Annotated in this window: 21 protein-coding genes and 3 pseudogenes; 10 read left to right on the top strand and 14 right to left on the bottom strand. The window is 59.4% G+C overall.

What is annotated here, in order from left to right; genetic code table 11:
• Nucleotides 1–116 precede the first annotated feature (116 nt).
• Genes WD430_RS21370 through WD430_RS21385 form a run of 4 tightly spaced genes read right to left on the bottom strand, consistent with a single transcriptional unit; the run spans nt 117 to nt 4,474 of the window.
• Nucleotides 117–1,073, bottom strand: coding sequence for an MBL fold metallo-hydrolase (locus WD430_RS21370; protein ID WP_339106216.1), 957 nt, complete (start codon nt 1,071–1,073; stop codon nt 117–119).
• Nucleotides 1,066–2,487, bottom strand: a complete 1,422-nt coding sequence (locus WD430_RS21375) for a UbiD family decarboxylase (protein WP_339106217.1) — start codon at nt 2,485–2,487, stop codon at nt 1,066–1,068. Before WD430_RS21375 ends, WD430_RS21370 begins: the two co-directional genes overlap by 8 nt.
• Nucleotides 2,484–3,980: a UbiD family decarboxylase gene (locus WD430_RS21380; protein WP_339106218.1), complete on the bottom strand. Its 1,497-nt coding sequence runs from the start codon at nt 3,978–3,980 to the stop codon at nt 2,484–2,486. Before WD430_RS21380 ends, WD430_RS21375 begins: the two co-directional genes overlap by 4 nt.
• Complete coding sequence (locus tag WD430_RS21385) at nt 3,977–4,474, bottom strand: hypothetical protein (protein ID WP_012945232.1); 498 nt, start codon at nt 4,472–4,474, stop codon at nt 3,977–3,979. The genes WD430_RS21380 and WD430_RS21385 overlap by 4 nt, the downstream gene beginning before the upstream one ends.
• 171 nt (nt 4,475–4,645) lie before the next feature.
• Between WD430_RS21385 and WD430_RS21390 the strand changes: the two genes are divergently transcribed.
• On the top strand, nt 4,646–5,128 hold the full coding sequence (locus tag WD430_RS21390; protein WP_339106220.1) for a MaoC/PaaZ C-terminal domain-containing protein: 483 nt from the start codon (nt 4,646–4,648) through the stop codon (nt 5,126–5,128).
• Between the two features lie 102 nt (nt 5,129–5,230).
• On the opposite strand, the gene WD430_RS21395 is transcribed toward WD430_RS21390, so the two are convergent.
• Both WD430_RS21395 and WD430_RS21400 read right to left on the bottom strand, forming a co-directional pair.
• Nucleotides 5,231–5,977 carry an enoyl-CoA hydratase-related protein gene (locus WD430_RS21395; protein ID WP_339106221.1) on the bottom strand — a complete coding sequence of 249 codons (747 nt, stop codon included), beginning with the start codon at nt 5,975–5,977 and terminating at the stop codon, nt 5,231–5,233.
• 378 nt (nt 5,978–6,355) lie between these two features.
• Nucleotides 6,356–6,628 carry a hypothetical protein gene (locus tag WD430_RS21400; RefSeq protein WP_339106222.1) on the bottom strand — a complete coding sequence of 91 codons (273 nt, stop codon included), beginning with the start codon at nt 6,626–6,628 and terminating at the stop codon, nt 6,356–6,358.
• Nucleotides 6,629–6,732: 104 nt separating this feature from the next.
• Between WD430_RS21400 and WD430_RS21405 the strand changes: the two genes are divergently transcribed.
• Nucleotides 6,733–8,256: an NADH-ubiquinone oxidoreductase-F iron-sulfur binding region domain-containing protein gene (locus WD430_RS21405; protein WP_339106223.1), complete on the top strand. Its 1,524-nt coding sequence runs from the start codon at nt 6,733–6,735 to the stop codon at nt 8,254–8,256.
• Nucleotides 8,253–11,585, top strand: a complete 3,333-nt coding sequence (fdhF, locus tag WD430_RS21410; RefSeq protein ID WP_339106224.1) for a formate dehydrogenase subunit alpha — start codon at nt 8,253–8,255, stop codon at nt 11,583–11,585. Before WD430_RS21405 ends, fdhF begins: the two co-directional genes overlap by 4 nt.
• 396 nt (nt 11,586–11,981) lie before the next feature.
• Here the strand turns inward: fdhF and WD430_RS21415 are convergent, their stop codons facing one another.
• Nucleotides 11,982–12,383 carry a PaaI family thioesterase gene (locus WD430_RS21415; RefSeq protein ID WP_339106225.1) on the bottom strand — a complete coding sequence of 134 codons (402 nt, stop codon included), beginning with the start codon at nt 12,381–12,383 and terminating at the stop codon, nt 11,982–11,984.
• 127 nt (nt 12,384–12,510) lie between these two features.
• On the opposite strand from WD430_RS21415, the gene WD430_RS21420 reads away from it, so the two are divergent.
• A complete protein-coding gene (locus WD430_RS21420; protein ID WP_339106226.1) occupies nt 12,511–13,353 on the top strand; it encodes an acyl-[acyl-carrier-protein] thioesterase in 843 nt (280 codons plus the stop codon).
• Nucleotides 13,354–13,396: 43 nt separating this feature from the next.
• Here the strand turns inward: WD430_RS21420 and WD430_RS21425 are convergent, their stop codons facing one another.
• On the bottom strand, nt 13,397–13,819 hold the full coding sequence (locus WD430_RS21425) for a hypothetical protein (RefSeq protein WP_339106227.1): 423 nt from the start codon (nt 13,817–13,819) through the stop codon (nt 13,397–13,399).
• Nucleotides 13,820–14,149: 330 nt separating this feature from the next.
• Between WD430_RS21425 and WD430_RS21430 the strand changes: the two genes are divergently transcribed.
• The 4 genes and pseudogenes from WD430_RS21430 to trpD all read left to right on the top strand — a co-directional run bounded on the left by WD430_RS21430 (nt 14,150) and on the right by trpD (nt 16,656).
• Nucleotides 14,150–14,641, top strand: a complete 492-nt coding sequence (locus WD430_RS21430; RefSeq protein WP_339106228.1) for a hypothetical protein — start codon at nt 14,150–14,152, stop codon at nt 14,639–14,641.
• A gap of 16 nt (nt 14,642–14,657) precedes the next feature.
• Nucleotides 14,658–15,033, top strand: a pseudogene (locus WD430_RS21435) (RNA-guided endonuclease TnpB family protein); the annotation flags it as partial.
• 171 nt (nt 15,034–15,204) lie between these two features.
• Nucleotides 15,205–15,456: a HalOD1 output domain-containing protein gene (locus WD430_RS21440; protein WP_339106229.1), complete on the top strand. Its 252-nt coding sequence runs from the start codon at nt 15,205–15,207 to the stop codon at nt 15,454–15,456.
• A 199-nt stretch (nt 15,457–15,655) separates the two neighbouring features.
• Nucleotides 15,656–16,656 (top strand): annotated as a pseudogene (gene trpD / locus WD430_RS21445) (anthranilate phosphoribosyltransferase).
• 26 nt (nt 16,657–16,682) lie between these two features.
• Here trpD and WD430_RS21450 read toward each other — a convergent pair.
• The 3 genes from WD430_RS21450 to WD430_RS21460 are packed head-to-tail and all read right to left on the bottom strand — an operon-like array spanning nt 16,683 to nt 19,528.
• Nucleotides 16,683–17,966: an amidohydrolase gene (locus WD430_RS21450; protein ID WP_339106230.1), complete on the bottom strand. Its 1,284-nt coding sequence runs from the start codon at nt 17,964–17,966 to the stop codon at nt 16,683–16,685.
• A gap of 58 nt (nt 17,967–18,024) precedes the next feature.
• A complete protein-coding gene (locus tag WD430_RS21455; protein ID WP_339106231.1) occupies nt 18,025–18,777 on the bottom strand; it encodes a hypothetical protein in 753 nt (250 codons plus the stop codon).
• 1 nt (nt 18,778) lies between these two features.
• Nucleotides 18,779–19,528, bottom strand: coding sequence for a DUF5058 family protein (locus WD430_RS21460; protein ID WP_407067159.1), 750 nt, complete (start codon nt 19,526–19,528; stop codon nt 18,779–18,781).
• Nucleotides 19,529–19,864: 336 nt separating this feature from the next.
• On the opposite strand from WD430_RS21460, the gene fni reads away from it, so the two are divergent.
• A complete protein-coding gene (gene fni, locus WD430_RS21465; RefSeq protein WP_339106232.1) occupies nt 19,865–20,947 on the top strand; it encodes a type 2 isopentenyl-diphosphate Delta-isomerase in 1,083 nt (360 codons plus the stop codon).
• A gap of 91 nt (nt 20,948–21,038) precedes the next feature.
• On the opposite strand, the pseudogene WD430_RS21470 reads toward fni, so the two are convergent.
• A pseudogene (locus WD430_RS21470) lies at nt 21,039–21,860 on the bottom strand (IS5 family transposase).
• 153 nt (nt 21,861–22,013) lie between these two features.
• On the opposite strand from WD430_RS21470, the gene WD430_RS21475 reads away from it, so the two are divergent.
• Nucleotides 22,014–22,664: a TRIC cation channel family protein gene (locus WD430_RS21475; RefSeq protein WP_339106331.1), complete on the top strand. Its 651-nt coding sequence runs from the start codon at nt 22,014–22,016 to the stop codon at nt 22,662–22,664.
• Nucleotides 22,665–22,744: 80 nt separating this feature from the next.
• Here the strand turns inward: WD430_RS21475 and lipA are convergent, their stop codons facing one another.
• Nucleotides 22,745–23,689 carry a lipoyl synthase gene (gene lipA / locus WD430_RS21480; protein ID WP_339106233.1) on the bottom strand — a complete coding sequence of 315 codons (945 nt, stop codon included), beginning with the start codon at nt 23,687–23,689 and terminating at the stop codon, nt 22,745–22,747.
• Between the two features lie 231 nt (nt 23,690–23,920).
• Nucleotides 23,921–25,330: a dihydrolipoyl dehydrogenase gene (gene lpdA, locus WD430_RS21485; RefSeq protein ID WP_339106234.1), complete on the bottom strand. Its 1,410-nt coding sequence runs from the start codon at nt 25,328–25,330 to the stop codon at nt 23,921–23,923.
• Nucleotides 25,331–25,383 lie beyond the last annotated feature (53 nt).

The raw sequence follows: 25,383 nt of genomic DNA on the forward strand, positions 1-25,383 counted from the left end.
TGCTCGGGTAGCGTATCCGATGTGGCTGTCGACTGATGATCCAAGCCAGCTTCTCAGACTACTGTGTTCAAGGCGATCGTAAGAACGTCTGAGCCGACGGTTTGCGGTGACTCGAACTACGGCGTCAGCGAGAGGTCGTCTGGACATGAGTCGACTTTCGGACGGTATCGAACCGCTTCCCCGTCTAAGCGCTCGACGATCCCCAGTTCAGCGAGTCGCTGAAGGTGGGCGGCCGCTTCGCCGGCGCCGAACTTCGCGTGGATCCCTCGCATATCCCCGAACAGCTGTCTCGCTACCTCCCACGGCGTTCGTGCTGTCACCTCTGACGTCGCGATCGCTCGAAAGGCCGCTCTGGCCCGATCTCGGTGGTGACGTCTCACGTCGGCGCTCGCGCTCTCGATCTCGAGTTCTGCTCCGTGACCCGGGTTTCCGTCTCCCGATGTCGACTCGAGTCTGTTCACTGACGTGAGATATCGCCCGAGCGGATCGTCGAGTCGCGTATCGCTCCCCCCTACGTTCGGCGTGTACGTCGGTAACAACAGATCTCCGAGGAAGAGATCCTCGTCCGTCTTCAGTGACGCATGACCGGCAGTATGTCCTGGCGTGTGAACGAACTCGACGCCGGCGACGGTATCACCGCTTTCGTGACCGACCACTACGAACGAGTCCGGGAGCGGGGACGACGTATCCCGACTCAGCACATCGTCTCGAACCGACTCCGGGACGCCCCACCGCTCGAGAGTCCGTCGGTCGCGGCGAAGCCGTCGTCTCCGGGCGGATGCGTAGTCGCCGATCAAAGCTGCATCGTCCCGATGAGCGTGTACCGTCGCGTTAGCACGATCCGCGAGTCGATACGCCAGACCGGCATGATCGATGTGCCAGTGGGTAACAAAGACGTGTTCGACGTCATCGAACATGAGGCCGGTCTCCGTGATCCCGTTCTGAAGGGAAGTCCACGCTGTTTCGGTCGGTGGTCCGGGATCGATGACGACGCCGTGCGCCGGAAGGATGTACGCACTGTTCGTTCCCTCCGGTGATCCGTCGCCGACAGGGATCCGAACGACGTCACTCATGATCGGTACTCACCCCTCGTTCGTCGAGGAGGTCGTCGAGACCCAGTTCCTCCCATCGCTCGATGAGTGATTCCAGAACATTCTCGGAGAACGCCGTCTCGAAGGTCACTCGAGGGGCGATGTATTCCTCGTTCCACCGTGGATCCCACGTGGCGTTGATGTAGAGTCGAGAACCGTTTTCGTCGTCCGAGCGATACAGCGGGGCGGCTGCGCTCGAGGCGTTCGGTTCGCTGAAGATCCAGTCGTTGGCCGGGTGGGCCTTGACCCACATATCGTCGATCGCTCGAGCGAGATTCGTCGGATCGGCCTGTTCGTCGAGAACGAGCACCTTGTCGAACAGATCGGAGAACGAGAAGAGCGTATTCGCCAGTTGCCACTCGAACCCCGCGTACAGGATTTCACTCGAGACGATACAGAAGCCGAGTCGCCCTTCGACCGGCAGCTGAATCCACTCGACGGGAGAGACGCCCCAGTAGTTGTTCACCCGGCGAAAGAGCTTCGCCGTCTCGACGAGACACATCAGGTGGATATCGTCGGTCAACGGTTCGCCGAGCGGAGTGAACGGAACGATCGGGTCCTCGCGAACGGCGACTGTCTCGACGTTGACATCGACAGTCGCTGTCTCGCAGGTCAGTTCCCACGCCGCTCGCGGTTCGGTCCCCTCGGTTGCCGACGATTCGACGGCGTTCATCCGCCCGTCGATGCGAACTTCGGCGTCCGACGGGACGGTCCGCGATCCGGCCGTCGTCACGGAGACGTCGGCCAGTCCCGCCGCGAGGTTCGGGACGCTCGGCGTCGTCTGGCCCTGTGTCCATCCCTGAAGCGCCGCAATGAGGGGAGCAACCGAGACGCCGAGAACGACGCTCACGTCGGCCGGGGACGTACACCACTCGACGACCGACTCGGGAACGGAGAGTCGCAGCGTTTGGCTTCGCTGTGCCCGCCCTCTGATCGGTGCCCAGGTCGTGACACCGTCCCTCTCGACGACGAGTAGACCCAGGGAGACGAGCGGCGTCCCGTCGCTGGTCGTCGGGAGTCCGAGGGAATAGATATCGCCACTGCCGCGGACGGTCGCAGCCGGTTCGTCGGTGACGTCGTCGATGTCGGACGTCTCCCACCGCGCCAGGTGCTCGATCAGTTCGGTATACGAGCACTCCGGGCCGAGATCGAGTGCCTGTGCGATTCGCTGCCACGGCCGTTGGTCGGCGCTGGCGAACTGATCGGCGCCGCCGTAAACGCCGCTCACCGGCCGGACCGTCCCGGACGTGTTCTCGAACAGCGTTACGGGGCAGTTGTGCCGGGTTGCCTCGCTCGCGACCTCGGCGACCGCGCCCTCCCAGTGAACGCGTTCCGTCACGGATATCAGATCGCCCGTTTCCCGAAGCCGATCGAGGTGCCGTCGCACCGTCGTCATTGCGTGGCCTCCCCGGGATCGACGAACGACAGCTCGCTCGATTCGACGCCGGCTCGTTCCAGTATCTTTTGCGCCCGATATCTGCGCTCGACGTCGTGGGTCGGTTGCGCCTCCCGGCCGGCTCCGTCGCTGGTCGCGTCGATGTACGCCTTCGCCGTCTTCGCTTTCGACGTTCCGGTCTGGATGTCCCCCTTCTCGGTCGGCGTCTGATAGATGTTGAGCGGCACCTTCGGCATCGTCTCGACGCCGAACTGATGGAAATCCGCGTCGGGATCCGCGTGGAGGGCGAGCGCCTCGAGCACTTCGCGCTGATTGAGCGGGTTGACGTCAGCGTCGACGAAGATGAAGAAGTCGACGTGGAGCATTCCCCACGTCGTGAAGATGAAATTCGCCATATCGTGGAGATAGCTGGGGTTGGTCTTCTCGGTCGAGATCGCGTAGATCGTCCTCGGCGTCGACTTCCAGGGGGCACAGCATTCGACGTCGAACCCGGCGGTCCGCAGTCCGAGCGTTGCGTCCGGCCCGACACAGCCGATTTCCATCGAACTGGTTGTGTTTTCCGAATGCCCAACACCGGTCCCCTCGACGCAGAACGGGAGTATCGGATCGGTTTGATGAGTGATTCCGGTCACTCGGAACAAGGGCATCGACCGTCTGGGGCCGTGCATATAGCCGAAGTAGTCGCCGAACGGTCCTTCGTCACGACGCTCGTTCGGGAGGATTTCGCCCTCGATGACGAGTTCGGCCGTCGCTGGGACCGAGAGGTCGTTGGTTTCACAGGGTACGAGTTCAACCGGTTCCTGTTTCAATCCCCCTGCGTATTCCGCTTCGTTTCGTCCCGTCGGAATCCACATCACGGACGTGTACTGAACGGCGGGTTCAGCGCCGACGGTGATCGCGACCGGCATCGGTTCGTCCCGTTTCTCGTACTTGTAATAGTAGAGATTCGGCGTTTGCTCACCCGCCAGCAGGAGGACGCTGCTCGTCTCGCCGTCGTGGATCATCGTTCGATGGTTCGACCAGTCGACCCACTCGGAATCAGGGTCCGGTGCGACGAGCGTATGGAGATTCGAATAGCGTCCGCCGTCGCCCGCGTGAATGTACGGCCAGGGAAAGTCCAGGAGATCAACGTCGTCGCCCGTCTGTATCTCCTCTTTACAGGGCGCGTCGTCTGTGGATACTGTTACCGGTTCTATCGGGTTTTTCAGCCGTTCGATCACCGCTTCGTAGAACTCTCTGTACGAGAGATCCGACGGCAATCCGAGTCCCAGGGCGATCCGTTCCCAGGGTCGTCGTTGGGTTCCCCGATATGGGTCGCCGACGAGTCGCGCTGAATCGACGTTCTCGAATAGCGGCACGGCGCTGTCTTCTTCGTTCAGCAGCATCGTGACGGCGCTGGCCTCGAGATTCCACGAGACCGGCTCGCTAATTCGGTGGAGGTCTCCGTTCGTCTCGAGCGTTTGGAGGTACTGCCGGAGGCTACTGGCCGTCATTTGTAATCGTGTAATTCGTTAGCTAGTTCGTTCCGCTCCGACTGTACTTTGAGATCGATGTATTCGCTGACGAGTTCCGGATACGTATCGGAGAGATACTCGAGCATGATCGTTCGACTCGCCTCGGAGACGGAATCGTACTCCCCTTTTTCCGTGAGATACTGCAGGAGAGTCTTCACCTCCTTCGAGCGGGTGTTGATAACGGTCGACTGCTCTTCGAGGGCGGTCATCGTCGATTCGAGCAGTTCAGTGTCGACCGGATCGCCGCTATCCGTCTCGAGAACATCGAGATACCACTCTTCTTCGGTGTTCTCGTGTGGGCCTTTCACCACGGTCAGCGTGTCCGGATCGACGAGATTGTCGGGATCTCGATCGATCTTGGCCCGGATATTGAAGATTTCTTTCGTCTCTTCGTCACTAACCTGTAACTGGATCTCCTCCCCTTCGGGATCGTCCGGTAGATTGCTTTCGGACGTGATATATTTCCCTGCCATACCCGTTGTCAAGTAGTGAAGCGGCCTACAACTAAAATCCCTCTCTAACCTATCGGACAGGTTCATCGATTCAAGTAACGAATGTGATCCCGCGCGCGCCGGAGAGACGGACTGCAGTCTCGGTGACTGCAGATACCAACGTTAACTTGGCAGGAGGAACGACTCGTCTCTATGACCGATTCAGAGAGCGAAACTCGATATCTCGAGGATATCCGGGAACGAACGATCGACTGCGGTGAAGTAACGGTCTCGGCAGACGACATCGTCGAGTTTGCACGGCAGTTCGATCCGCTCGAGATCCATACCGATCCGGAAGCGGCAACGGAAAGCCGGTTCGATGGCCTCATCGCTAGCGGATATCACACACTTTCCCTAGCGGTTCGATGTCTTGTCGACGAAGTCCGGAGCGAGCGAGCCGTCATCGCCGGTCTCGGAATCGACGATGTTCGCTGGCACGAACCGGTTCGGCCGGGGGACACTCTTTCCGTAGAGACGACGATCCTCGAAACGCGACCGTCTGAGGGCGATCCAACCACTGGCATCGTCCACGAACGAATCTCGGTAACGAATCAGTCCGAAACCGAAGTGCTCTCGCTCGAGAATCGCGAATTGGTTGAACGGCGTGATACCGAGCAGCGGAGTGATATTAGTTAACGTTCGACGGGTGGGACCGGCTCATAGTTTCTCGTGCCCGCGTCGGCAGCTACGCCTGCTGGTTCCTGCAGTCCGCTCTACGAGTCGACCGCGGCAGTCGACTTACTTCTCGAGAAATTCGGCGACGCCGTCTTCGTGCTCCGGTGTGCCGTAGGCGATCGATTGAGTGAGAAGTTCGTGATCGAGCGCCTCTCGCCAGTACCGACCCATGTTTTCGTGGATCGCGCGTTTTGTCAGTCCCAGCGTCGTTGTCGGACGCTCTCGAAGCGTTTCGAGGAGGTCGTCGACCGCTGCCTCAAGGTCGTCGTCCGGAATGGTCTCGTTTACGAGTCCAATCTCCGCGGCTTCGGCCGCGGAGATGAACTCGGCGGTCATCGCCAGCCGCTTGGCGGTACGGAGACCAAGCAATCGGGGCAGCAAGAACGTCCCACCGGTGTCCGGAACGAGGCCGACTCGCGCGAACGCACAGCTGAACGACGCGGAGTCAGCGGCGTACGCGAAGTCGCTGACGGCGGTCACCGCGAGGCCGGCGCCAACGGCGTCGCCGTTGACTTTCGCGACGATCGGGACCTCGGACGTGAGCGCCGCTTCGACGACTCGACCGAGCGTCTCGGTCGTCCGGTCAAGGGACTCCTTCGGCGTCTCGTCTCGGTCGGCCATCGCCTCAAGGTCGCCACCGGCGCTGAATGCGTCGCCCTCGCCGGTGAGGACGACCGCATCGTACTCGTCGGCGTTGACGCTGTCGATGGCCTCGGCTAACGATTCGGCCGCATCGGCGGTGAACGCGTTTAGCGATTCGGGCCGGTCGAACGTGACCGTCCGCACGCCGTTCTCGTCTTCGACGATCATACGTCACCAACTCCGCCGCTACTGTTAAATTTTGCTAGACGGTGCCGTAGCACACGTGAGGGTTCCGTCACGATGGCGGTACGGACAGTCTCGACGCGGACGTGGCCGCTAATCGGAGGCGTTTATCTGGCAGTGTCCCAATGGCGAAGAACCGGTAAGCGATCATCGTCCAGAACGATCCGATTCGACCGACCGACGACCTCGAGAGACTGTACTGGCGGTACGCCGAGACCTGTCGGAAATGCGAACCGGCTGCTGGTTACGAGCGGGCGCTCGATCGCTACTACGCCGCCAGGGGGTGGGAGCGGGACGGTTTGGCCGCTCCGTCAACGAGTGATCGCCGCAGTTGCCGCGATTTCTGATCCGGACGAACGAGAATTACCGGGGCTGCATCTGTTCGGCGCGCTCGACCGCGAGGTCGGTGATCTCCTCGATGGAGCTGTCGGAACGGTCCGCAAGCACGCGGAGCAACATGCCGAGTTGGATCGTGGCTACCTCCCGGAGTTCCGCCGCCTCCTCCGTGTCGTTAGCGAAGTAGTACTCGTGACGACCGTCCTCGTGGACGAGCCCGGTATACACGGATCGGAGATCCTTCTCGGTAACCGCCTCGGCGGCCCGTTCCCGAACATCATCGAATTGCGGGTTAGTCATCGTTCTATCGAACCGTTCGCTGCGTCCTCAAGGCGTCGATATTGACTTAGCAGACGGTGACATTCGGGTGTTTTTTAATGTCCAATCGCAAACCGTGAGTACCGATGACGAATGAGATAGGAGCCGTTCGTCGATCGCCGGTCGTTCGCGTCTCGGCAGCGGTCGCAGCTGATCGAGGTGACCGCGTTTACGACGCCGCTCGCGACGCCGCGGCTTCTGTGTCGGTTGTCCGAACCGGACCCACCGGCGTCGACGAACTGGAACCGCTGGTCCTCATGACCGACGACGGGCGGACCGCGTTCTTTCGCTCGCCGTCCCCGTCGACGGCTCGAGATCTCGTCACGGAATTTGAATCAAATGGACTCCCGATGTCCCGCGCCGACGCCATCGTCGACCACGATCCGGACGCGACGTCGCTTCCGGTTCCAGGAACTGGCCCGCTCGCTGCGGGCAGACGGCTCGTCCTCGGTCCGTGCGGCTGGGTCAATCCGCTCGATCCGGCCGACTACACACTATGTTCGACCGAACGCGACGCCAGTGTGGCCGCGGATATTGGGATTCTCGCCCGTGGACGAGGCGACGCCATCGCCGACGAGCCGACCGTTGATGCCTGGAAACGGGCCTGCGAGACCGACGGCGATCCGGTCGTTATCGTCAACGCGAACGATCCCGACGATCGACAGCGAGCCGACCGGACGCTGCTCGCCGGGGCGCCGATTGCAGTCCTCGACGGCGTCGCAGCGGTCGCGGAGTACATCGGTGCCGAGGACGCGGTCGTCTATTTGAACGAACACGAGACCAACCTCCAGCGACACGTTCGACAGGCCTCAAACGCCGTCGAAGACAAATTGCCAGTCGTGCCAGACGTTGTTGCCGGCCCCGACGAGTACCGTGCCGGCGCGCCGACGGCCGCGCTCGAGGCCATGGAGGGTGCGGACCGGATTGAACCCCGCCTGCAACCGCCGACCCCAGCCGAGTACGGCCTCTACGGCCGTCCGACGATCGTGCACACGCCGCGGACGTTCGCACAGGTCCGGCAGGCCGTTTACGCCCCGGAGTCGCTCGACGCCGACGCCCCGGATCCGGGAACGCGGCTCATGACCGTAACCGGCGACGTCGAGACGCCGGCGATCGTCGAACTGGACTCGAGCGCGACGCTCGAGGCGACCCGTGATGCCGTTTCGATGAACGGATCGTTCAAGATGGCCTGTGTCGGCGGTGTCTTTGGCGGGTTCACGACCGATCTGGGCGTCATCCCCACTGCACAGTCGCTCACCGCGGTGGATCTCGGAACCGACGGCGTCGTCGAACTGCTTCGCGACGGACGCTGTGCGGTCGCGACCGCTGGCGAGCGAGCGCGATTCGCTTCGGAGGCCAACAGCGGCCGGTGCGTCCCCGGACGGGAGGGGACGAAACAGCTCACGGAACTGCTTCGCGACGTCTACGCGGGCGCGTTTAGAAGCGACGAAATCCGCGAACTGGGACGCGTCATGGCTCGCTCGAGCAACTGCCAGATCGGTGCCACTGCTCCGCGTCCTGTGATCACGGCTATGGACGAATTCGAATCCGAGTTTCGCGCCCACGCCAACGGGCGCTGTCCGAGCGGAACGTGTTCTGATCACTTATGAATACGCACGATCCACTTCCACGAATACCGACAATCGACGATCAACGGAATGAGACGCCAGTGACAGCAACGTTCGAGACGGGCACTGCGAACGATCCCCCTGCCGGCACGGCCAGCGACAAACCGACGACCCTCTCGATCAACGGGCAGTCGGTGACCGTTCCGCCCGGATCGACTGTTATCGACGCGATGCAGGCCGTTGACGACGAGACGGTCTCCGTCGACCCGGGCGCCGACGGCCTCGAGGACGACGCCGACGTCCCTGCGCTCTGTTACTACGACCGGGACGGCGACGCAAGCGAGGAGATCGGCCCTCGAAGCGAGTGTCGGACCTGTATGGTCGAGACGGAGGAACACGGACTCGTTCCGTCCTGTTCGTTCCCCGCGGAGGACGGGCTGTCGGTCAGGACCGACACGCCCGACGCCGCGGAGAGTCGGAGCGTGAACCTCGATCTCATCCTCTCGAACCACAACCTCCGCTGTACGACCTGCAACGGGAACGGGCGCTGTGAGTTACAGGACGCCGCGATCAGCGAGGGGGTCGACCACCCGCGCTATGGCGTGTTCGACGAGCGGAGCGAGTACGAACCGATCGACGACACCTCTTCGTTCATCCAGATCGATCGCAACAAGTGCATCCTCTGTAACCGCTGTGTGGAGGGCTGTAACAACGTGCAGGTCGAGGGCGTGCTCCGGATTGAGGGCCACGGCGAGGACGCTCGGATCGGCTTCCAGTCGGACGCGGAGACGATGGCCGACTCTGAGTGCGTCTCCTGTGGCCACTGCGCGACGGTCTGTCCGACCGGCGCGCTCACCGAGAAGGGAATCGGTGGCCCTGGAACGCTGCCGCTTCCCGGCTTCACCCATCGCAACTCCATCGGGACGGTCGTCGAAACCGACGAGGTGGAAACCATAGACGACACGACTGCACCGAATCGGTCGCCCGACCCCGGTAGCGCTCTCAGCCACACTAACGCGGTCGGCGGCGACGACGTGGCGGAGGCGCGAGTCGCTCGCTTCATGGAGCGCGCCAAGGACCGCGTCGCGGAACTCGCCAGCGAGTACGGTCACAGAGCGGTACTGGCCGGTGAACATACGGCGGAAAACATCGCTACGAAGACGCTCCCGGAAGGACGGCTCTTTGACATCGCCGATTTCGTCAGCGACGTTCGCCTCGAAAACCTCGATGCCGAAGAGACGACATGTGGCTTCTGTGCGGTCGGCTGTCGCTTCGAAATGTGGGGCAAAGACGGCGACACGATCGGTACCGTACCGGTCGACGATCCGTCCGCAGCGCCCGCCAATAACTTCTCGACCTGCGTGAAAGGGAAGTTCGGCCACGAGTTCGCGAACAGCGACCGGCGACTCACCGAGCCGCTCGTCCGGACCGACTCCGGCGAGTTCGAGTCGGTCTCGTGGGATGACGCGCTCAAGTACGTCGCGGAACGTCTCCGAGAGATCCAGAACGAGCACGGCGTCGACGCCGTTAGCTGTCTCGCGTCGTCGAAGGGGACCAACGAAGAGGCCTACCTCGTCCAGAAGTTCGCCCGACAGGTCCTGGGGACGAAGAACGTCGACAACTGCGCGCGTCTCTGTCACTCCTCGACGGTCGCGGCGCTCCAGCAGACGCTCGGCTACGGCGCGATGACCAACCGAATCAACGAGGATGTCGGCGAGGCCGACGCTTACCTTATCACCGGTTCGAACACGACCGAGAGCCACCCGGTACTGGCAACGCGAATCAAGCAGAACGTCCGCGATGGCGCCGATCTGGTCGTGTTCGATCCGCGGCAAGTTGGCATCGCCGAACATGCCGACCAGTACACCCGGACCGAGCCGGGCTACGACGTGGCCTGGATCAACGGGCTGATCCGCTACGTGATCGAGAACGATCTCCACGACGAGGCGTTCATCGAGCGGAACACGACCGGCTTCGAGGACCTCCGTGAGAAGGTCCAGCCATACACGCCCGAACGGGTCGAGGAAGTCGCGGGCGTCCCGGCTGCGGAACTCAAGTCGGCTGCGAAGACCCTCGCCGCGGCCGACACCGTCGTCTTCGGCTGGGCGATGGGAATGACCCAGTCGAGCCACGGTACGCAGAACATCTTGGCGCTCGCGAACCTCGCGCTAACGCTCGGCCAGCTCGGAAAGCCGGGAGCCGGCCTCTCGCCGTTCCGCGGCCAGAACAACGTGCAGGGCGGCGGCGGGGACATGGGGACGCTTCCCGGTAGTCTGCCAGGGTATCAAGACCCGTCCAATGGCGAGATACAGGAAAAATTTGCGGACGTCTGGGGCGAGCACCCGCCAGCCGAACCCGGTCTCAAAGTCCCCGAGATGTTCCGCGAAGCCCACGAGGGGAACCTGCGCGGGATGTACATCGTCGGCGAGAACCCCGCGCTATCCGAACCCGACGTGCAGCACGCCGGAGAAGCCCTCAAGGCGCTGGACTTCCTTGTCGTCCAAGATATCTTCATGACTGAGACGGCCGAACATGCAGACGTGATACTCCCCGCGGCGACGTCGCCGGAGAAACACGGGACGTTTACCAACACGGAGCGACGGATTCAGCGCGTCCGCCCGACGGCCGCCCCGCCCGGCGACGCGCGGCAGGACTGGGAGATCACCCAGGAACTGGCGAACCGTCTGGGCTACGATTGGAACTACGACCATCCGCGGGAGATCATGGACGAGATCAGTGACCTCGTCCCAATCTACGGCGGCGTCAGCTATGACCGCCTCGAGGAGGGTCCTCAGCACGGGCTGCAGTGGCCGGTTCCGCACGCAGACCACCCCGGGACGCCGTATCTGTACGACTACGAGAACGGGAACTTCAACTTCGAGGACGGGCGCGCCCGCTTCGTCCCGGCGGACAGCGGCCAGCCTGGCGAGATTCCGGACGAGGATTACCCACTGACGCTCACGTCTGGTCGTGTCCTCTATCACTGGCATACCGGTCAGCTCACCCGCCGTGTCGAGGGGCTCATGAGCCACGTAGGCGAGAGCTTCGTCGAGATCCATCCCGAACTGGCCGCGCGACTCGACGTCACCGACGGAGAGTACGTCCGTGTCGAGTCCCGCCGCGGCGAGATTGTCGTCAAAGCACAGGTCACCGAGCGCGTCGACGCGGGGACGTTGTTCATCCCGATGCATTTCGCCGCCGGCGCGGTCAACAAACTCACACAGGAGACGTTCGACCCGCAGTCGGGGATCCCCGAGTACAAGGTCTCGAGCGTCCGCGTCGAACCGCTCGGTCCAGAGACCGACGTCGACGTCCTTCGGATGCCCGATGTCGGTGCAGCTACCGATGATGCCGCTATCGGCGACGACTGATCCGTCTGCTATCAGTCCGGCGAAGATGCGGCAGGAGGAGACGTACTTCGGAATCCATCCTCCGGCCCAAACTGGTCGCCGAACGAAGCGGCTGAACATGCGTGACTGAATCCGGTCTGTTGATGTCACGACCGTTCTGGCCGAGGCGACCGTTACCCCTGTGTTTACAGGAACGACCATGGCCGTAGCGAACGCAGTGGTCGCGAGATCGCAATGAGATACTGGAACGAGTTATCGTTCTGCGAGTCATCCTCACTCGGATGATCACAGCCTAACCGGTCGTCCTGTCCGCCAGCGATTCCAGTCGATCTATCGGTGGTCTCTCGCCAGCGATGTGGCTTTGCATCGAAGAGTCGGTTCAGGCTCCGAACAGGCGGATACGTGGCCGTCGTGGCCTTAGAATTTATATCCGCGACATCGATAGGAGGCGACGCGCGCCCCGGCTTCCGTCTCTACCGTCACCGTCATTTCCGCTGTCTTCCGGCTTTCGTGAGGGATCTCCGCGGTCGCGATCACCGTCTCACCGGCGTCCACTGCCTCAAGGAAGGACACATTCGCCTCGAGCGCGATATTGGCGTCCGTACCGACACGGGAGGAAAGCGCTGCTCCGGCTGCCGCATCCGCGAGCGTGAAGACAGCGCCACCGTGAAGGACGCCGGCGAAATTCAGATGCGACTCCGTGACTGGCATTCGTGCCGTGGCCGCCCCGTCTTCGACCTTGTCGAACGTAATGTCGAGAGAGTTGCAGAACGGATCGTCGAACAATTCGTCTCGGATCAGTCCGTCGTCGACGGTCATAGTGGCGAATCACGACCGTTACATAAAAATCGTTTTACTCGTTCCTGGCTCCGATCTCATCATGTTCGCGTCGTATCGTTTGCCGTTTCCTGTAGTATAGTAGTTCTCGACCAAATACGAACGCGGTGTGCAAACGATTAGCGATACGCAGGTGCGATTTGGAGAGCTCGCTGGACCGCTCGTTCACGGATCCGTCCTATTCGACTGGCAGCTGATTTCAACACAGGAGGTCTCCGCTGCCTTCGGCTATCCGTTCGAGGATATCCTCGCGGACGACGGTATTCCCTACGCGCCGGTTGTGGTCGACACCACCGTCCACCGGTATCCCGCACTCGGTGACGAGATCACCGTCGAGACAGTGCCCATCGACGTCGGGAGATCGAGCGTTGAACTCCTCTACGAGATCCTCGACGCCGATGGCGAGTGCCTTGCGACGGCGCGAATGACTCACGTGACGATATCGTCAAGCGGCGGTGCACGTCCATTACCGGAGCAGGTTCGGTCGGCGTTCGCAGACGCGTGTGTCGATCGAGACCCCGAGGTCGGTCCGACGACAGAAACAGACGAGGGCACGGACCTGCCCTCGTACTTGAAGTCGGTCCCAATTCGGAGCCCATACATCGAGGGCGCGGAACTGTCCTACTTCGAGGAGTATCCCCGGTTCGCGGGGATCGCCTTAGAGGAGTTCCTCGCCGAGCAGGGAATGAGTCTCGGCGAACTTGCTGGTGAGAAACAGCCGTACCGGCTCCGCAATTGGGAGTGGGAGTTTCAGTCGCCCGTTCAATTTGAAACCGAACTCCATGTCGAATGTGACGTGAGAAGCGTTGATCAGGAGACGATTCGGATTGCTCACGAATTTACCAGTAGCGGAAAAACGAATATTAGGGGAATCACAGAATACGGCTGCTTCGACCGAGTTGGAGCACCTGTTCCGTTCGACGATGAGATGATAGCTCCGTTTAAGTCATAGCAGTTCCACTTCATCCACTTGGCTGACTATTGTCCATGTGCTGTTACTCTTCTCGTTCGACTATTGCTTTCGCGAAATACGTTATTACCTCGTCATCGCTTTGGTTCCGGCCAGTAACCTTTATATCGACTGTGGGGAAATGAGAATCATCTTGATCTGGATCGATATTCACTACTCTGATAGTAACAGACAATACGTCTCCCGGTCGAAGCTGTTCGTGATACTCGAGTTCCTTGATTTCGTTTATTCCTTTCAAAGCAATCTCCTGTGGCGTGCTTAATAGGACACGCCCACAGATGGCTCGTATATACTGTTTTGGGGCGATCAGCTCACCGTTCTCATTCGTATTCTGTTGATATTCCGATTCGGCTTTGGCCACCCATTCTTTGATATCTCGCTCTCGGATAGCATGATGGCCACAGTATTCTCGGGTGCCGCTCTCTAGGTCCTCAAAATAACGCGTCATTCGTCTACGAATAATCCTTTCTCATAGAAAAGAGTACCGTACATTCCTTCCACTACTGATCGATCGCCACTGCATTAATGAACGATCAGTAGAACACCTGATCGAGTCGTCGAAATAGATTACGTCCTTTGGAATCAATCTCATTATGTACGGTTGAAGCGATTTGGGTAACGCGATAAACTGATCACCGGGCTGTGAAAACTAAGCGCTCTTGAAAGAGTGACGACACTCACTTTCCGTGGGTGTTTATGCTATTGTTGTGCAGATCTAAGCACCGTCTCAACGACCAGTAACGGTTTATGAATTGGGAGAATATGGATCTCCTACGGAATGACTTGCCCCGAACCTCAAACTGTAGCGGACCGTATCGACACTGTCGTCGTTGACCCCACGAATGTTGTTGAGGCGTTCAAACAAAATCGTGACGAGGAGGCAGAACACCGTCGCCATGTCCTCCGTATCTCGCCACCGTTCGAAAGTGAGGTAAAGGCGGTACCCCACGTTCTTGATGACAGGGACTCGCCATCGGACGTTGATTCTACAGCGATCCACCTACGTCCTGAGGCCTTTGTCAGCGTCCGCGACGATTATGATCGGTATCGGACTCGGATTTCAATCCCGACGCGACAGGAATCGCGATCGATCGCGCACAGCGATCACGGGGGAAACGTCGACACGGAGATCGTCGAAGCGTACCACACCACTGCGATGGAAGCTTGGAAGGAATGCGTTTGCACGAGTCTAGTCGATAGGATTCTTCTACTTCCCGACCCGAAACCCGAAAACGAGGTCTGGATTGACGTTCAATACGAGGATAGGTGAGTTATATTTCCCAAGAATAGAAACAATCCACACTCTACCACCGACGGTGTACAAAGAGTAACGCCTCAAACGTACCGTGGCTATCTATCGCCGTCCACTCGACGATGCTTTCTCGAGTAGCGCGGACACAGACAGCAGTCAATGATGTCGTCACTGGCTACAACCTCACGTCACACGCGAAGGACGCGCTTAAGAAATGCATCCCTCAACTCCGGAAGGCGTACAATGCGTCGGAATTCGATAACGATCATCCAGTTCGATTCACAAATCGTGGTTGGCAACTCGACTACTCCGACGAACGTGAGTACGAGTTCTGCTGGCGCGTTCTACAAGACGGACGTGGTAACGCCTTTTGGATCCCTCTTCGGATCAATCCTGCACAACACGACCTGTGATTCGGTCTGCTCAATGGCGGATATTTCGACGTTTGCTCTTTCAACCTGCCTCCGTTACAGCCAACGGAACCCCTTGTAATACTCCTGCTCAATAGAAGGAGCTTATAAACCCCCGAAGAGAGTGAAGTCGGGAATATTCCCGTATGGTTCCCCAATGCCTAATCGGAAATGGAGACTCAACCCGTTGAATCAACGAACCAGCCAGTATCTGTCGCAGTTGTCGAAGCCATTGCTGCTGCTACTGATCAGAGTCCTCTGGAAGTCGAGTCCCTCTACAACACGATCGATCCAGAGGCCCTTGAGGAGTTATTCCATAACGTGGGAAGTCAGTCACGAGCACGAGGGAGGATTAAGTTCGTCCACTGCGGGTATGAGGTGACCGTCGAAGACACTGGAGACGTAACGATTGATGAACGATAGCATTCCACATGGATGTAGAGTAAAACAGTCGGCGGATTACTTGGCACAAAAGTGTGCGAATTTTTGCTTCAAACGTACAGAGTGGATGACTCACACAGACAACAGTAACCAGTCACATATCGGCATCGTGATTCTCCGCGGTTACGAGACGATCAGCAAACAGAACACTTGTAGTATATGATGTCTTACGTAAGTATAGATGGATGATATTGGAGTCTATTTGGACCGAATAACCGCCGGAGACGATCTCACTATCGATGGAGCACGCGAGGTTGCTCAACTACTCTTTAGAGAGGCTACAGAGGCACAGATCGGTGCGGTACTCGCTGCTCTCCGTACGAAAGGTGAGACAGAAGCCGAGATCGCTGGGTTCGCTCAGGGGATGCGAACGATTGATCCCGACCGGTCACCACTAGTTGGCATCTGTGGCACCGGCGGGGACAGCTACAATACGATCAATGTCTCGACAACCAGCGCGATCGTTGCGGCGGGGGCAGGTGCGGCAGTCGCCAAGCACGGTAACTACTAGGTCTCCTCATCGTCAGGAAGTGCCGACGTTCTGGATGCCGTCGGTGTCGACATCAATTCGGAACCACATGCCGTCGAAGCCGCGATCGAACGAAACGGAATCGGATTCATGCTTGCACCAGTATTCAATCCGGCAATGGAGACCGTTATCGGTCCACGGAAGGAACTTGGAGTCCGGACGATCTTCAACGTTCTCGGACCGCTCACCAATCCTGCTGGAGCTAACGCACAAGTAGTCGGCGTCTACGATCAGGATCTGGTGCCGGTTCTGGGCAAGGTATTAGCCCGCCTCGAGGTTGACCGTGCACTTGTCGTCCACGGTCAGGGAATCGACGAGATCACGATCCATGGGGAAACGAGCGTCGCAGAAGTCACCGGCGAGTTGATCGAAGAATACGTGATCACTCCGGAAACGCTCGGACTTGACCCTAGTGGTATCGAGGCGGTTTCGGGAGGTACGCCGGCGGAGAACGCAGCCGCTCTTCGCGGGATCATCACAGGATCGATAGCAGGCCGATGCGTGACATTGTTCTCGCAAATGCAGGTGCGACAGTATATGTCGCCGGTCTCACAGAGACATTACGGGCAGGCGTCGATTGCGCTCGCGAAGCAATTGATTCGAGCGAAGCTGCCGCTAAACTCGAGGATTTGTGCAGTGATGGACAGAACTGACTCGGATAATATTTGGCTATGGATCGCTAAGAGAGGCGTTTCAGAACGGACTTCGAAAGCACCTCCACACCGATCGAGAGGCACTCCTCATCGATATCGAACTTCGGGGTGTGGTGGCCACTAGGATTGTTCCCGCCGATGCCGATGTACGTCGCCTTGCCACCGTTCTCCGTCACGGCCTTCATCAAGTACGTGGCGTCCTCGCTCGCGGCCAAGGCGTCACGTCGAATCAGTGAGAGCGACTCCGATCGATCAGTTACCGTCTCACTCACCAGGTCCACGAGTTCTCCGTCGCAGTCCTGCCGTATCGATTCCCCGGTGAGAGAGATTTCGGCGTCACACTCGTGCATTTCCGCCGCCGTGTTTACGTGCCGCTGCACGGCGTCGCGCATATACTCCATCAGTTCGGTCGACTCGCCGCGAACCTCGATCGACGCGGTTGCTCGGTCGGCGATGATATTCGCGGCGTTGTCCGCGCTGATTTCCCCGATGTTCACGCGCGTTTTCCCCTCCCTGTGGCGAGGGATCGCGTAGATGTTATGAGCAGCGGCGATGAGCGCTTGGACCGCGTTCCGTCCTTCGTTCGGAGCCAACCCTGCGTGGGCAGATTCGCCCTCGAACGTGACGTCCATTCGGGCGAGGGCGAGCGCTTCATCGAGTCCGGCAACGACCGTCCCTGTCGGATAATCGAGGCCGACGTGGGCTCCGAACAGATAGTCGACGTCGTCAATGTGGGGACCCGAAGCCATCGCTTTTCCACCGCCGAGGAGTTCCTCTGCCGGTTGGAAGAAGACTTTAAGCGTCCCACTGAAATCCCTCTGAATAACCGACTGAATCGTTCCTAACCCGAATGTAATGTGGGAATCGTGGCCACATGCGTGCATAACCTCTTCATTAGTCGATCGAAAGCCGTCGGACGCTGGCCGATGATCGCCGTCAGTCGATTCGGTGATGGGAAGCGCGTCGATGTCGACACGTAATCCGACGGTCGGGCCCTCACCGTTCTCGACAATCGCGACGACTCCCGTGCGACCGCCTTGAATCTGCTCTAACACGTCCGTACGGTTCGTTTCAGACGTCGCTTTCTCGTACCACTCCGAAAGTACGTCCTCCTCAGGAACTCCCAATCGCTCGTCGGGATCGAGAGCGTCCGCCCCGATGTGGATCTCGTCGACGTTCAACTGTTCGAGTTCCTCGACGATCCGTACAGTCGTTCGGAACTCACACCAGCCGGGTTCCGGATACCGGTGGAACTCCCGTCTCCACTCCTTCAAGTCCGCTTCCGATGGGGGTATCGTTTCCGTTGGCATAGGGTTGTGATTCAGCGTATATCTCGTTTCTTCGAAGCTCCTTGATTGTTACTACCGCTCACGAATCGTCCGGTGGGTGGATCATCCCGTTCTCCCACATCCATCGCGCGATCAGGATCGTTCCGAAGACGGAGACGATTATCACCACATAGAGTGGATATCCGGGAAGGAAGTTGAGGAATCCGAGTTCTAACAGCGTCGTCATCGCCAGTGCCAGCGTGAACCCAACACCTGCCACTTTCGGATAGTCACGTCCGAACTGTGCAAAGATCGCGCCGAACACCGCCGGGACGAGGTACGAGTCGAGCGCGTTCTGCCACAGGGCAGGGAGCGCTTGGAACGCGGAAACGAGGGCGAACGCCCCGACACCCAGCAGCGTCGTATTAACGGCGATCGATGCGGCGATCGCGATCGTCGAGATGATGCTTCCTTGTGGCGTCCCGGTTTGTACGTCCGCGCTCTCCTGGGCAGCGGCAGCGCAGGGCAATCGCAGGTTAGAGATGTTCCCGGACAGGAACGCCATATACGTACCCGGGATCCCCAATACGGGGTAATACGAGAGCGGTTCGACCAGCCAAAAGATACCGTACGTCGCCGCGACCGAGATGAACGCACCGGTGACCGCCTGTGTCGGCGGGAGAATACCAAACACCGTTAGTAGGGCCACTGCGGGACCGAACGAGAGTGCTACGGCGAGGAGGTTCGTCCTCCGCCCCCATTTATTGATATACGGGACGAAATCGTTCTCGTACACGTCTTTGCTACTGTCCGAGCCGTCTGCAACGTTGGCATCGATCTCACTTTCAGACATCTTACCACCAACTCCCGACCGTCACTTGCAGTACTACTCCGACCAGGAGACCGACGATCATCGCGGTTCCCAGCGCCCATTCTCGTAACCACTGTATATCTCTCTTATCGGCTATCCGTAACAGCACCAGCATCACCAATCCCCCTACGGCGACCGATCCCGTTTCGGGCGTTCCCGCCGCGACCTCACCGGTCAGGAAATAGGCGAAGGCCCCGAGCATCGCGGCGGAACTAATGATCGGAATGAGTTTTTCTTTCCCGTTGCCAAGCTTCTGTCTGGCCTTTTCCATATGCGGCGTTCCGAAGGCGGAGACCAGCAACCAGCCAGTGCCACCCAAGGTCATCGACCAGACTGCCGTCGCATACGCCGTCTCAGTGATATCACCGTCACCGAGACTGTATCCAAACTGGCTCACGCCCAGCTCAGCCGCCGGGAGTTCGAACGCGACCGATCCGATCACTGTGAGACGCATCCATGCAACGGGTCCGCCGACGGTGGCTATCAGTGCCAACATTCCGACCAAGACCGCTACAGCGGGACCGATCGCCGATATCACTCCGGTTTTGAACCCGGTTTTTAGTTGGCCGTCTGACAACCCCATTTCCTTTCCATCGGCCCACGCCCGACGGAGAAAGATCGCTGCCTGAAACAACACCACCGAGACGACCGGTAGAGTCGAAAGCCACAACCATCGACTATTGGCGATATCCATATATGCCAGTACGGCTATCGGAGGTTCACACCACTCCATGATAGTTGCTATCACCCATCTATATATAAAAATGGTGGTAGTGGACTCAGATCTCTTTTCACGAAATGTATCAACAATGCCATGAGCTTGCAAAGTTATAATCAAAAGGCTCTGTTGAGAGCCTATTCTCCAGACACAAAATCGTATGATATAGCCGGTCGCTGAGGAGTGCGGACTGACCGTTGCCTCCTTCCTGTTTCAGATGCTGTTCGGAGTGTCGTGCAAGAAATAGGACGCGTAGCCGGCCATAGACTAATCTTCGTTTAGGTGAACTAGAGGGCAGAATCGAATCGATAAAACAGTACTGTTTTACAACCCCTTTCGCAAGGTAGAGTAATGACGGAACGGCCCTCGTCGGAGACTGAAGATCGAAAAGACGACCACATTCGGATCGTTCAGGACCGGGACGTCGAAACCACGGGAACGGGCTTCGAAGACGTCCAGCTCGTCCACGAAGCGCTTCCGGAACTCCATTACGACGCTATCGATACGTCTGTCGAATTTCTGGACCACGAGTTATCCGCTCCGATCTTCATCGAAAGCATGACTGGGGGGCATCAAAATACTACAGAAATCAATCGTGCACTGGCTCGCGCTGCCGGCGAGACGGGCATCGCTATGGGGCTTGGAAGCCAGCGAGCCGGCCTCGAACTCGATGATGACAGCGTCCTTGAATCGTATACTGTCGTCCGTGATGCCGCACCCGACGCGTTCATCTATGGAAATCTCGGTGCAGCACAACTTCGAGAGTACGATCTCGAAATGGTTGAGCGCGCAGTGGAGATGATCGAGGCGGACGCGCTCGCAGTCCACCTGAACTTCCTCCAAGAAGCCGTCCAACCCGAAGGCGACGTTGACAGCCGGGACTGTCTGGCGGCCATCAAACGAATAGTTGAGGATCTCTCTGTGCCGATCATCGTTAAAGAAACGGGTAACGGAATTTCAGGGGAGACTGCCCGAAAGCTATCCAGGGTAGGCGTTGACGCGATCGATGTCGCTGGAAAAGGCGGTACGACGTGGTCCGGGATCGAGGCCTACCGCGCAGCTGCGGCGAACGCACCGCGGCAGAAACGAATCGGTGCGCTGTTCCGGGAGTGGGGAATCCCGACCGCTGCGAGCACGGCTGAGTGTGTCGCCGAACACGACTGCGTAATTGCGAGCGGCGGTGTACGGACGGGATTGGACGTAGCAAAAGCGATCGCGTTAGGTGCACTCGCCGGTGGGTTGGCAAAACCATTCCTGAATCCGGCCACTAACGGATCGGACGCTGTCATTGAGCGAGTTGAGGATCTGATCGCCGAGCTACGGACAGCAATGTTTGTCACCGGTTCCAAGTCAATCTCAGACCTTCAGCAGACGGAATACGTGTTGCAGGGAGAAACGCGCGAATACATTGCCCAACGGACCAGCAGAGAGTAGCAGCCAGATTCTACGCTTTCAGCTCCTCGGCAGGACAATTATCGTCGGCGCTACTTCACCACGTGCGAAGTACATCCGCTATATTGACTGCTCAGAGTGATCGGTCGATATTATGAATGAGACAGGCGATGGTGAGTTCACGGAACTGTTTCCACCAGCGTCGTGATCGGACGAACGCACCGTACTTTCGCTTTAGCGTTGAGTTGACGGTCTCGGATTGACTCCGTTGGCCATAAAGATCAGCGTCTAAGCGTTCGTTCCACGCCTTGTGAAGTGGTGTGAACTCCCGATGCTTGATGAGTGGACGACCCCCGTGTTGACGGGCAAGCCGTCTGATTTTCTGGTCGTCGTAGCCTTTGTCCCCGAGAAGGGTATCAATATTCGCGGAGTTGCGTTTGATCAAGGACGGAGCAATCTGGCTATCGTATTTTCGTGTCGTCGTTACGTGGAGATCAAGGATTGCGTTTACTTTTGTATCGACCAGTAGTGTCACTTTGAGCCGCTGAATCGTGAGTTCGGCTCGTTTTGTGTAGTGTTTCGAGGCGTGACTGCAGTCGAATCCTGACGCATCAACCCCAACAACGCCGCTTGTCGGCAGTAGCGTTGCTTAGAGAGTCAATAAAACGCGCCACACAGCCATATCAATCCGATTGAACGTCTTACAGAGCGTTGATGGCGCAGGGAGTTCGGATAATCCAAGAGTCCGACGAATGCATGGCATCTCGATCGACTCGTCAGGCACTCCACGGTAGGTTGTGTTCTTTCGATCCTTGAGGCAGAGCAGGACAACGTGTTGAGGGAGTGTATAGCGGTGTTTGGAGAATTTTGAGGAGTACTGAGATACAACTCGACGTGCCAGATGGATCGCTTTCTCAGTGAAACGGAGAATTTGTGACTTCCGGAGGGCGTTCATCTCGTCAAATCACAGGACGTACCTGTGACTCTCTGAGTATTTCAACAGAGCCAATCAAAACTATAAACCAACGAAACGGCAAAACCGTAGCGCTCAATAGGACTCCTGGATAGACCTTAATCAGTGGCACAAGAGTTCCTACGTCACCTACTGATGGATCCGTTCGCGATTATGAACTCGATCGGGTTAGTCGCATTCGCCTTGGTCGGATCCGCGAAAGCGATCCGCGAGGAATTCGATCTATTCGGGATCACTGTCGTCGGCCTCGCCACGGCCTTCGCCGGCGGTGCGACTCGAGACGTTCTCGTCAATCGGGTTCCGCTCGCGCTGAGTTCGATGGGGGAGATCAGTCTCGGAATGATCGGCGTTAGCCTCGCTATCGGATTACACCGTGTTCTGGCCTCTCCGGACGATCATCCGATAACGGTGATTTCAGATGCAGTCGGTCTGGCAGCGTTTACGACCACGGGCGCGATCGTGGCGGTAGACACTGGAGTTTCGAGCTTCGGCGTCGTCGCCATCGCCACGATCAACGCGGTCGGTGGCGGTGCGTTCGCTGATATCCTGTTGGATCGATCGCCGTTCATTCTGGTGACTGATTTCTACGCGAGTTGTGCGGTACTGGGCGGGTGTACCTATTGGATAGTCGCTGTCGTTTTCGGAGCCGAGAGCGTTGCTGCTGCGTTGTGCGCGAGCGTCACGGTCGGTACTCGCTTGTATGCTGTTCGATCCGGATTACATCTTCCGACTGCCCAATCGTTCGGTGCGATGTTCGAAGAGTGGATTGGTAATAGCTCGAAATAACTCGAGACGGCCCGAATTAGAAGACGACTACTCGGTTTCTTTACTGGGTCTTCGACCGATCTCGTCACGAACGCCGCGGATCACTGGTCCGCTTCCGCCCGCGCTTCGCGGCGGGCCTGGGCGACGGATTTGCCGTCCCGAAGGAGGGCGTCGACGAACAGCTCGCCCGCTCGATACGAGGAGCGGACCATCGGGCCCGACGCGCAGTACAGAAAGCCCAATTCCTCCTCGGCGACGCGTTGCCACGTGTCGAAGGCGTCGGGGTGGACGTACTCGTCGACTTCCAAGTGCGACAGGGAGGGCCGGAGGTACTGGCCCAGCGTCACCACGTCGACGCCCGCTGCCCGCAAGTCCGCGAGCGTCTGGTAGACTTCATGGGTGTATTCGCCGACCCCGAGCATGAGCGAGGATTTCGTGTAGATGTCGGATTCGCGGTGGACCTGCCGGAGCACCGACAACGATTGCTCGTAGCCCGCTCGCCGGTCCCGGACTGGCCGTTGTAACCGCTGGACGGTCTCGACGTTGTGCGCGATGACGTCTGGATCCGCGTCGATAATCTTCCGGACGAGGCGTTCCTCGCCCTGGAAATCGGGAATGAGCACCTCGACGAGGATACCCGGGTCCCGGTCTTTGATCTCGCGGATGGTTTCGGCGAAATGGCCCGCGCCCTGATCGGGCAAGTCGTCCCGATCGACGCTGGTCAAGACGACGTAGTCCAGGCCGATGTCTGCGACGGCCTCGGCGACCTGCTGGGGTTCCTTCAGGTCGAGGGGCTCCATGCCGCCGGTCTCGACGTCACAGAAGTTACACCCCCGCGAACAGCGCTCACCCATCAGCATGAACGTCGCTGTTCCGGGGCCGTTGCGCCCCGACCAGCAGTCGCCGAGGTTCGGACAATTGGCTTCCTCACAGACCGTGTTGAGGTCTCGCTCCCGGAGCGTCTCTTTGATGTCGGTGAACCGCTCGCCCGACGGCGGCCGCATCTTTAGCCACTCGGGCTTACCAGTACGACTCATACTAGTCAAATTTGCGTCCTCGAAAAAATACCTGTGGATGTCGTCGCTCGTGGGGGAGATAGCCCTGCGACAGCGATCAATTGCAATTTGCGGTTCGGAGACCGGGGAGGCCGACGGTGAGCAGTCACTCGATGAGAAGCCCCTCGAGGCCGGGACGGAACACCAGTGCCTGTCTGGGCCGTTCGACCGTCGGAAGTTTTCTCCGTTGCCCGCAGTGAGTTCCCCGATCCGTGACGAGACTCACCTGTTCAGCGTGTGAATCGCACGACCGAGTACGTTCGCCGCCGCCTCGTGAACCGACTCGGCCATGGTCGGATGCGCGTGGATCGTTTCGGCGAGCGCTTCGACGGACAGTTCCTGTTCGACCGCGAGCGCAATCTCAGCTATCAGTTCGGACGCTTCCGGTCCGACGACCTGGCCGCCGAGGACGCGCCCGTCCCCGGACGCGACGATGCGCGCGAAGCCGTCAGTGTGGCCCGTCGTGAGGGCGCGGCCGCTGGCCCGGAGGGGGAACTCGCCCTGTATCGGACGGCACCCGGCGTCTTCGGCCTCCTGGACGGTCTGACCGACGGTCGCGAGCTCCGGCGCCGTGAACGTCACGGACGGCACTGCGCGGTCGGCAAACGACGCCGTTCGACCGGCGATGACCTCGGCTGCGACCTCGCCCTCGGCGCTACCCTTGTGTGCCAGCATCGGCTCGCCCGCGACGTCTCCGACGGCGAACACGTGCGGAACGTCGGTCCGACACTGGTCGTCCGTCTCGAGGAACCCATCGTCGTTCGGTTCGAGGCCGATCGCGTCGAGATTCACCGTGTCGGTGACCGGTTCGCGTCCGACTGCGACGAGGACGGCCTCGGCCTCGTGCTCGAACTGGTCCTGGCCGTCAGTCGACTCTGTCTCGAGGACGAGGCCCGCATCGGTTTCCCGCCAGCCCTGAGCCAGTTGCTCGTAGTGGCAGTCGATACCGAGTTCCCCGGCACGCGACTCGACCGGTTCGACGAGCGCCGGTGGGAAGCCGGGGAGCATCGACTCCAGCGCCTCGACGACGGTCACGTCCACGCCGAGCTTCGCGAACGCCGTCGACAGTTCCATGCCGATATAGCCGGCACCGATGACGACCAGGCTGTTCGGCAGGCTCGACAGCGAGAGCGCATCGGCAGCGTCGAGGACTGACTGATGATCGTACTCGAATCCGGGAAGTTCGACGGGACGACTCCCCGTCGCGAGGACGGCGTAGTCGAATTCGACCCGTTCGAGCTCAGTACCGTCGCCGTCGAGAACGCGCGCGACGTGGCGGTCCTCGAACACCGCACGGCCTTCGACGAGATCAACGTTGTTCGCCTTACAGAGTTTCTCGACGGCCTTCCCCATACGGCGTACGACGCGGTCCTTCCAGCGAGTGAACTGCTCGAAGTCCACGTCGACCTCCGCCGTGATGCCGATCTCCTCGCTCGTGCGGGCCTCGTGTGCGACCGATGCGGCCGAGATGATGGCCTTCGACGGGATGCAACCCCTGTTTAGGCAGGTTCCGCCGTGGGCGTCAGCTTCGACGAGCGTCGCGTCGATGCCGAGCTGTCCCAGCCGTATCGCGGTCGTATAGCCGGCCGGTCCGGCGCCGACGATGAGCACGTCAGTGCGACGATCGGTCATTCGCTGACACCTGATCCGGCGCGGTCGGCCGCGATTCGTCTCCCATTTCGCTC

The sequence above is a fragment of the Haloterrigena sp. KLK7 genome, from assembly GCF_037914945.1.
GTDB classification, from domain to species: Archaea; Halobacteriota; Halobacteria; order Halobacteriales; family Natrialbaceae; genus Haloterrigena; species Haloterrigena salinisoli.

What these genes read in the sequence shown, in the direction of transcription:
- WD430_RS21430 (WP_339106228.1), top strand. Translation starts at nt 14,150, where the DNA reads ATGACTTGCCCCGAACCTCAAACTGTAGCGGACCGTATCGACACTGTC.
- fdhF (WP_339106224.1), top strand. Translation starts at nt 8,253, where the DNA reads ATGAATACGCACGATCCACTTCCACGAATACCGACAATCGACGATCAA.
- WD430_RS21395 (WP_339106221.1), bottom strand. Translation starts at nt 5,977, where the DNA reads ATGATCGTCGAAGACGAGAACGGCGTGCGGACGGTCACGTTCGACCGG.
- WD430_RS21400 (WP_339106222.1), bottom strand. Translation starts at nt 6,628, where the DNA reads ATGACTAACCCGCAATTCGATGATGTTCGGGAACGGGCCGCCGAGGCG.
- WD430_RS21450 (WP_339106230.1), bottom strand. Translation starts at nt 17,966, where the DNA reads ATGCCAACGGAAACGATACCCCCATCGGAAGCGGACTTGAAGGAGTGG.
- WD430_RS21425 (WP_339106227.1), bottom strand. Translation starts at nt 13,819, where the DNA reads ATGACGCGTTATTTTGAGGACCTAGAGAGCGGCACCCGAGAATACTGT.
- WD430_RS21440 (WP_339106229.1), top strand. Translation starts at nt 15,205, where the DNA reads ATGGAGACTCAACCCGTTGAATCAACGAACCAGCCAGTATCTGTCGCA.
- WD430_RS21390 (WP_339106220.1), top strand. Translation starts at nt 4,646, where the DNA reads ATGACCGATTCAGAGAGCGAAACTCGATATCTCGAGGATATCCGGGAA.
- fni (WP_339106232.1), top strand. Translation starts at nt 19,865, where the DNA reads ATGACGGAACGGCCCTCGTCGGAGACTGAAGATCGAAAAGACGACCAC.
- WD430_RS21385 (WP_012945232.1), bottom strand. Translation starts at nt 4,474, where the DNA reads ATGGCAGGGAAATATATCACGTCCGAAAGCAATCTACCGGACGATCCC.
- WD430_RS21455 (WP_339106231.1), bottom strand. Translation starts at nt 18,777, where the DNA reads ATGTCTGAAAGTGAGATCGATGCCAACGTTGCAGACGGCTCGGACAGT.
- lpdA (WP_339106234.1), bottom strand. Translation starts at nt 25,330, where the DNA reads ATGACCGATCGTCGCACTGACGTGCTCATCGTCGGCGCCGGACCGGCC.
- WD430_RS21380 (WP_339106218.1), bottom strand. Translation starts at nt 3,980, where the DNA reads ATGACGGCCAGTAGCCTCCGGCAGTACCTCCAAACGCTCGAGACGAAC.
- WD430_RS21375 (WP_339106217.1), bottom strand. Translation starts at nt 2,487, where the DNA reads ATGACGACGGTGCGACGGCACCTCGATCGGCTTCGGGAAACGGGCGAT.
- WD430_RS21405 (WP_339106223.1), top strand. Translation starts at nt 6,733, where the DNA reads ATGACGAATGAGATAGGAGCCGTTCGTCGATCGCCGGTCGTTCGCGTC.
- WD430_RS21415 (WP_339106225.1), bottom strand. Translation starts at nt 12,383, where the DNA reads ATGACCGTCGACGACGGACTGATCCGAGACGAATTGTTCGACGATCCG.
- WD430_RS21475 (WP_339106331.1), top strand. Translation starts at nt 22,014, where the DNA reads ATGGATCCGTTCGCGATTATGAACTCGATCGGGTTAGTCGCATTCGCC.
- WD430_RS21460 (WP_407067159.1), bottom strand. Translation starts at nt 19,528, where the DNA reads ATGGAGTGGTGTGAACCTCCGATAGCCGTACTGGCATATATGGATATC.
- WD430_RS21370 (WP_339106216.1), bottom strand. Translation starts at nt 1,073, where the DNA reads ATGAGTGACGTCGTTCGGATCCCTGTCGGCGACGGATCACCGGAGGGA.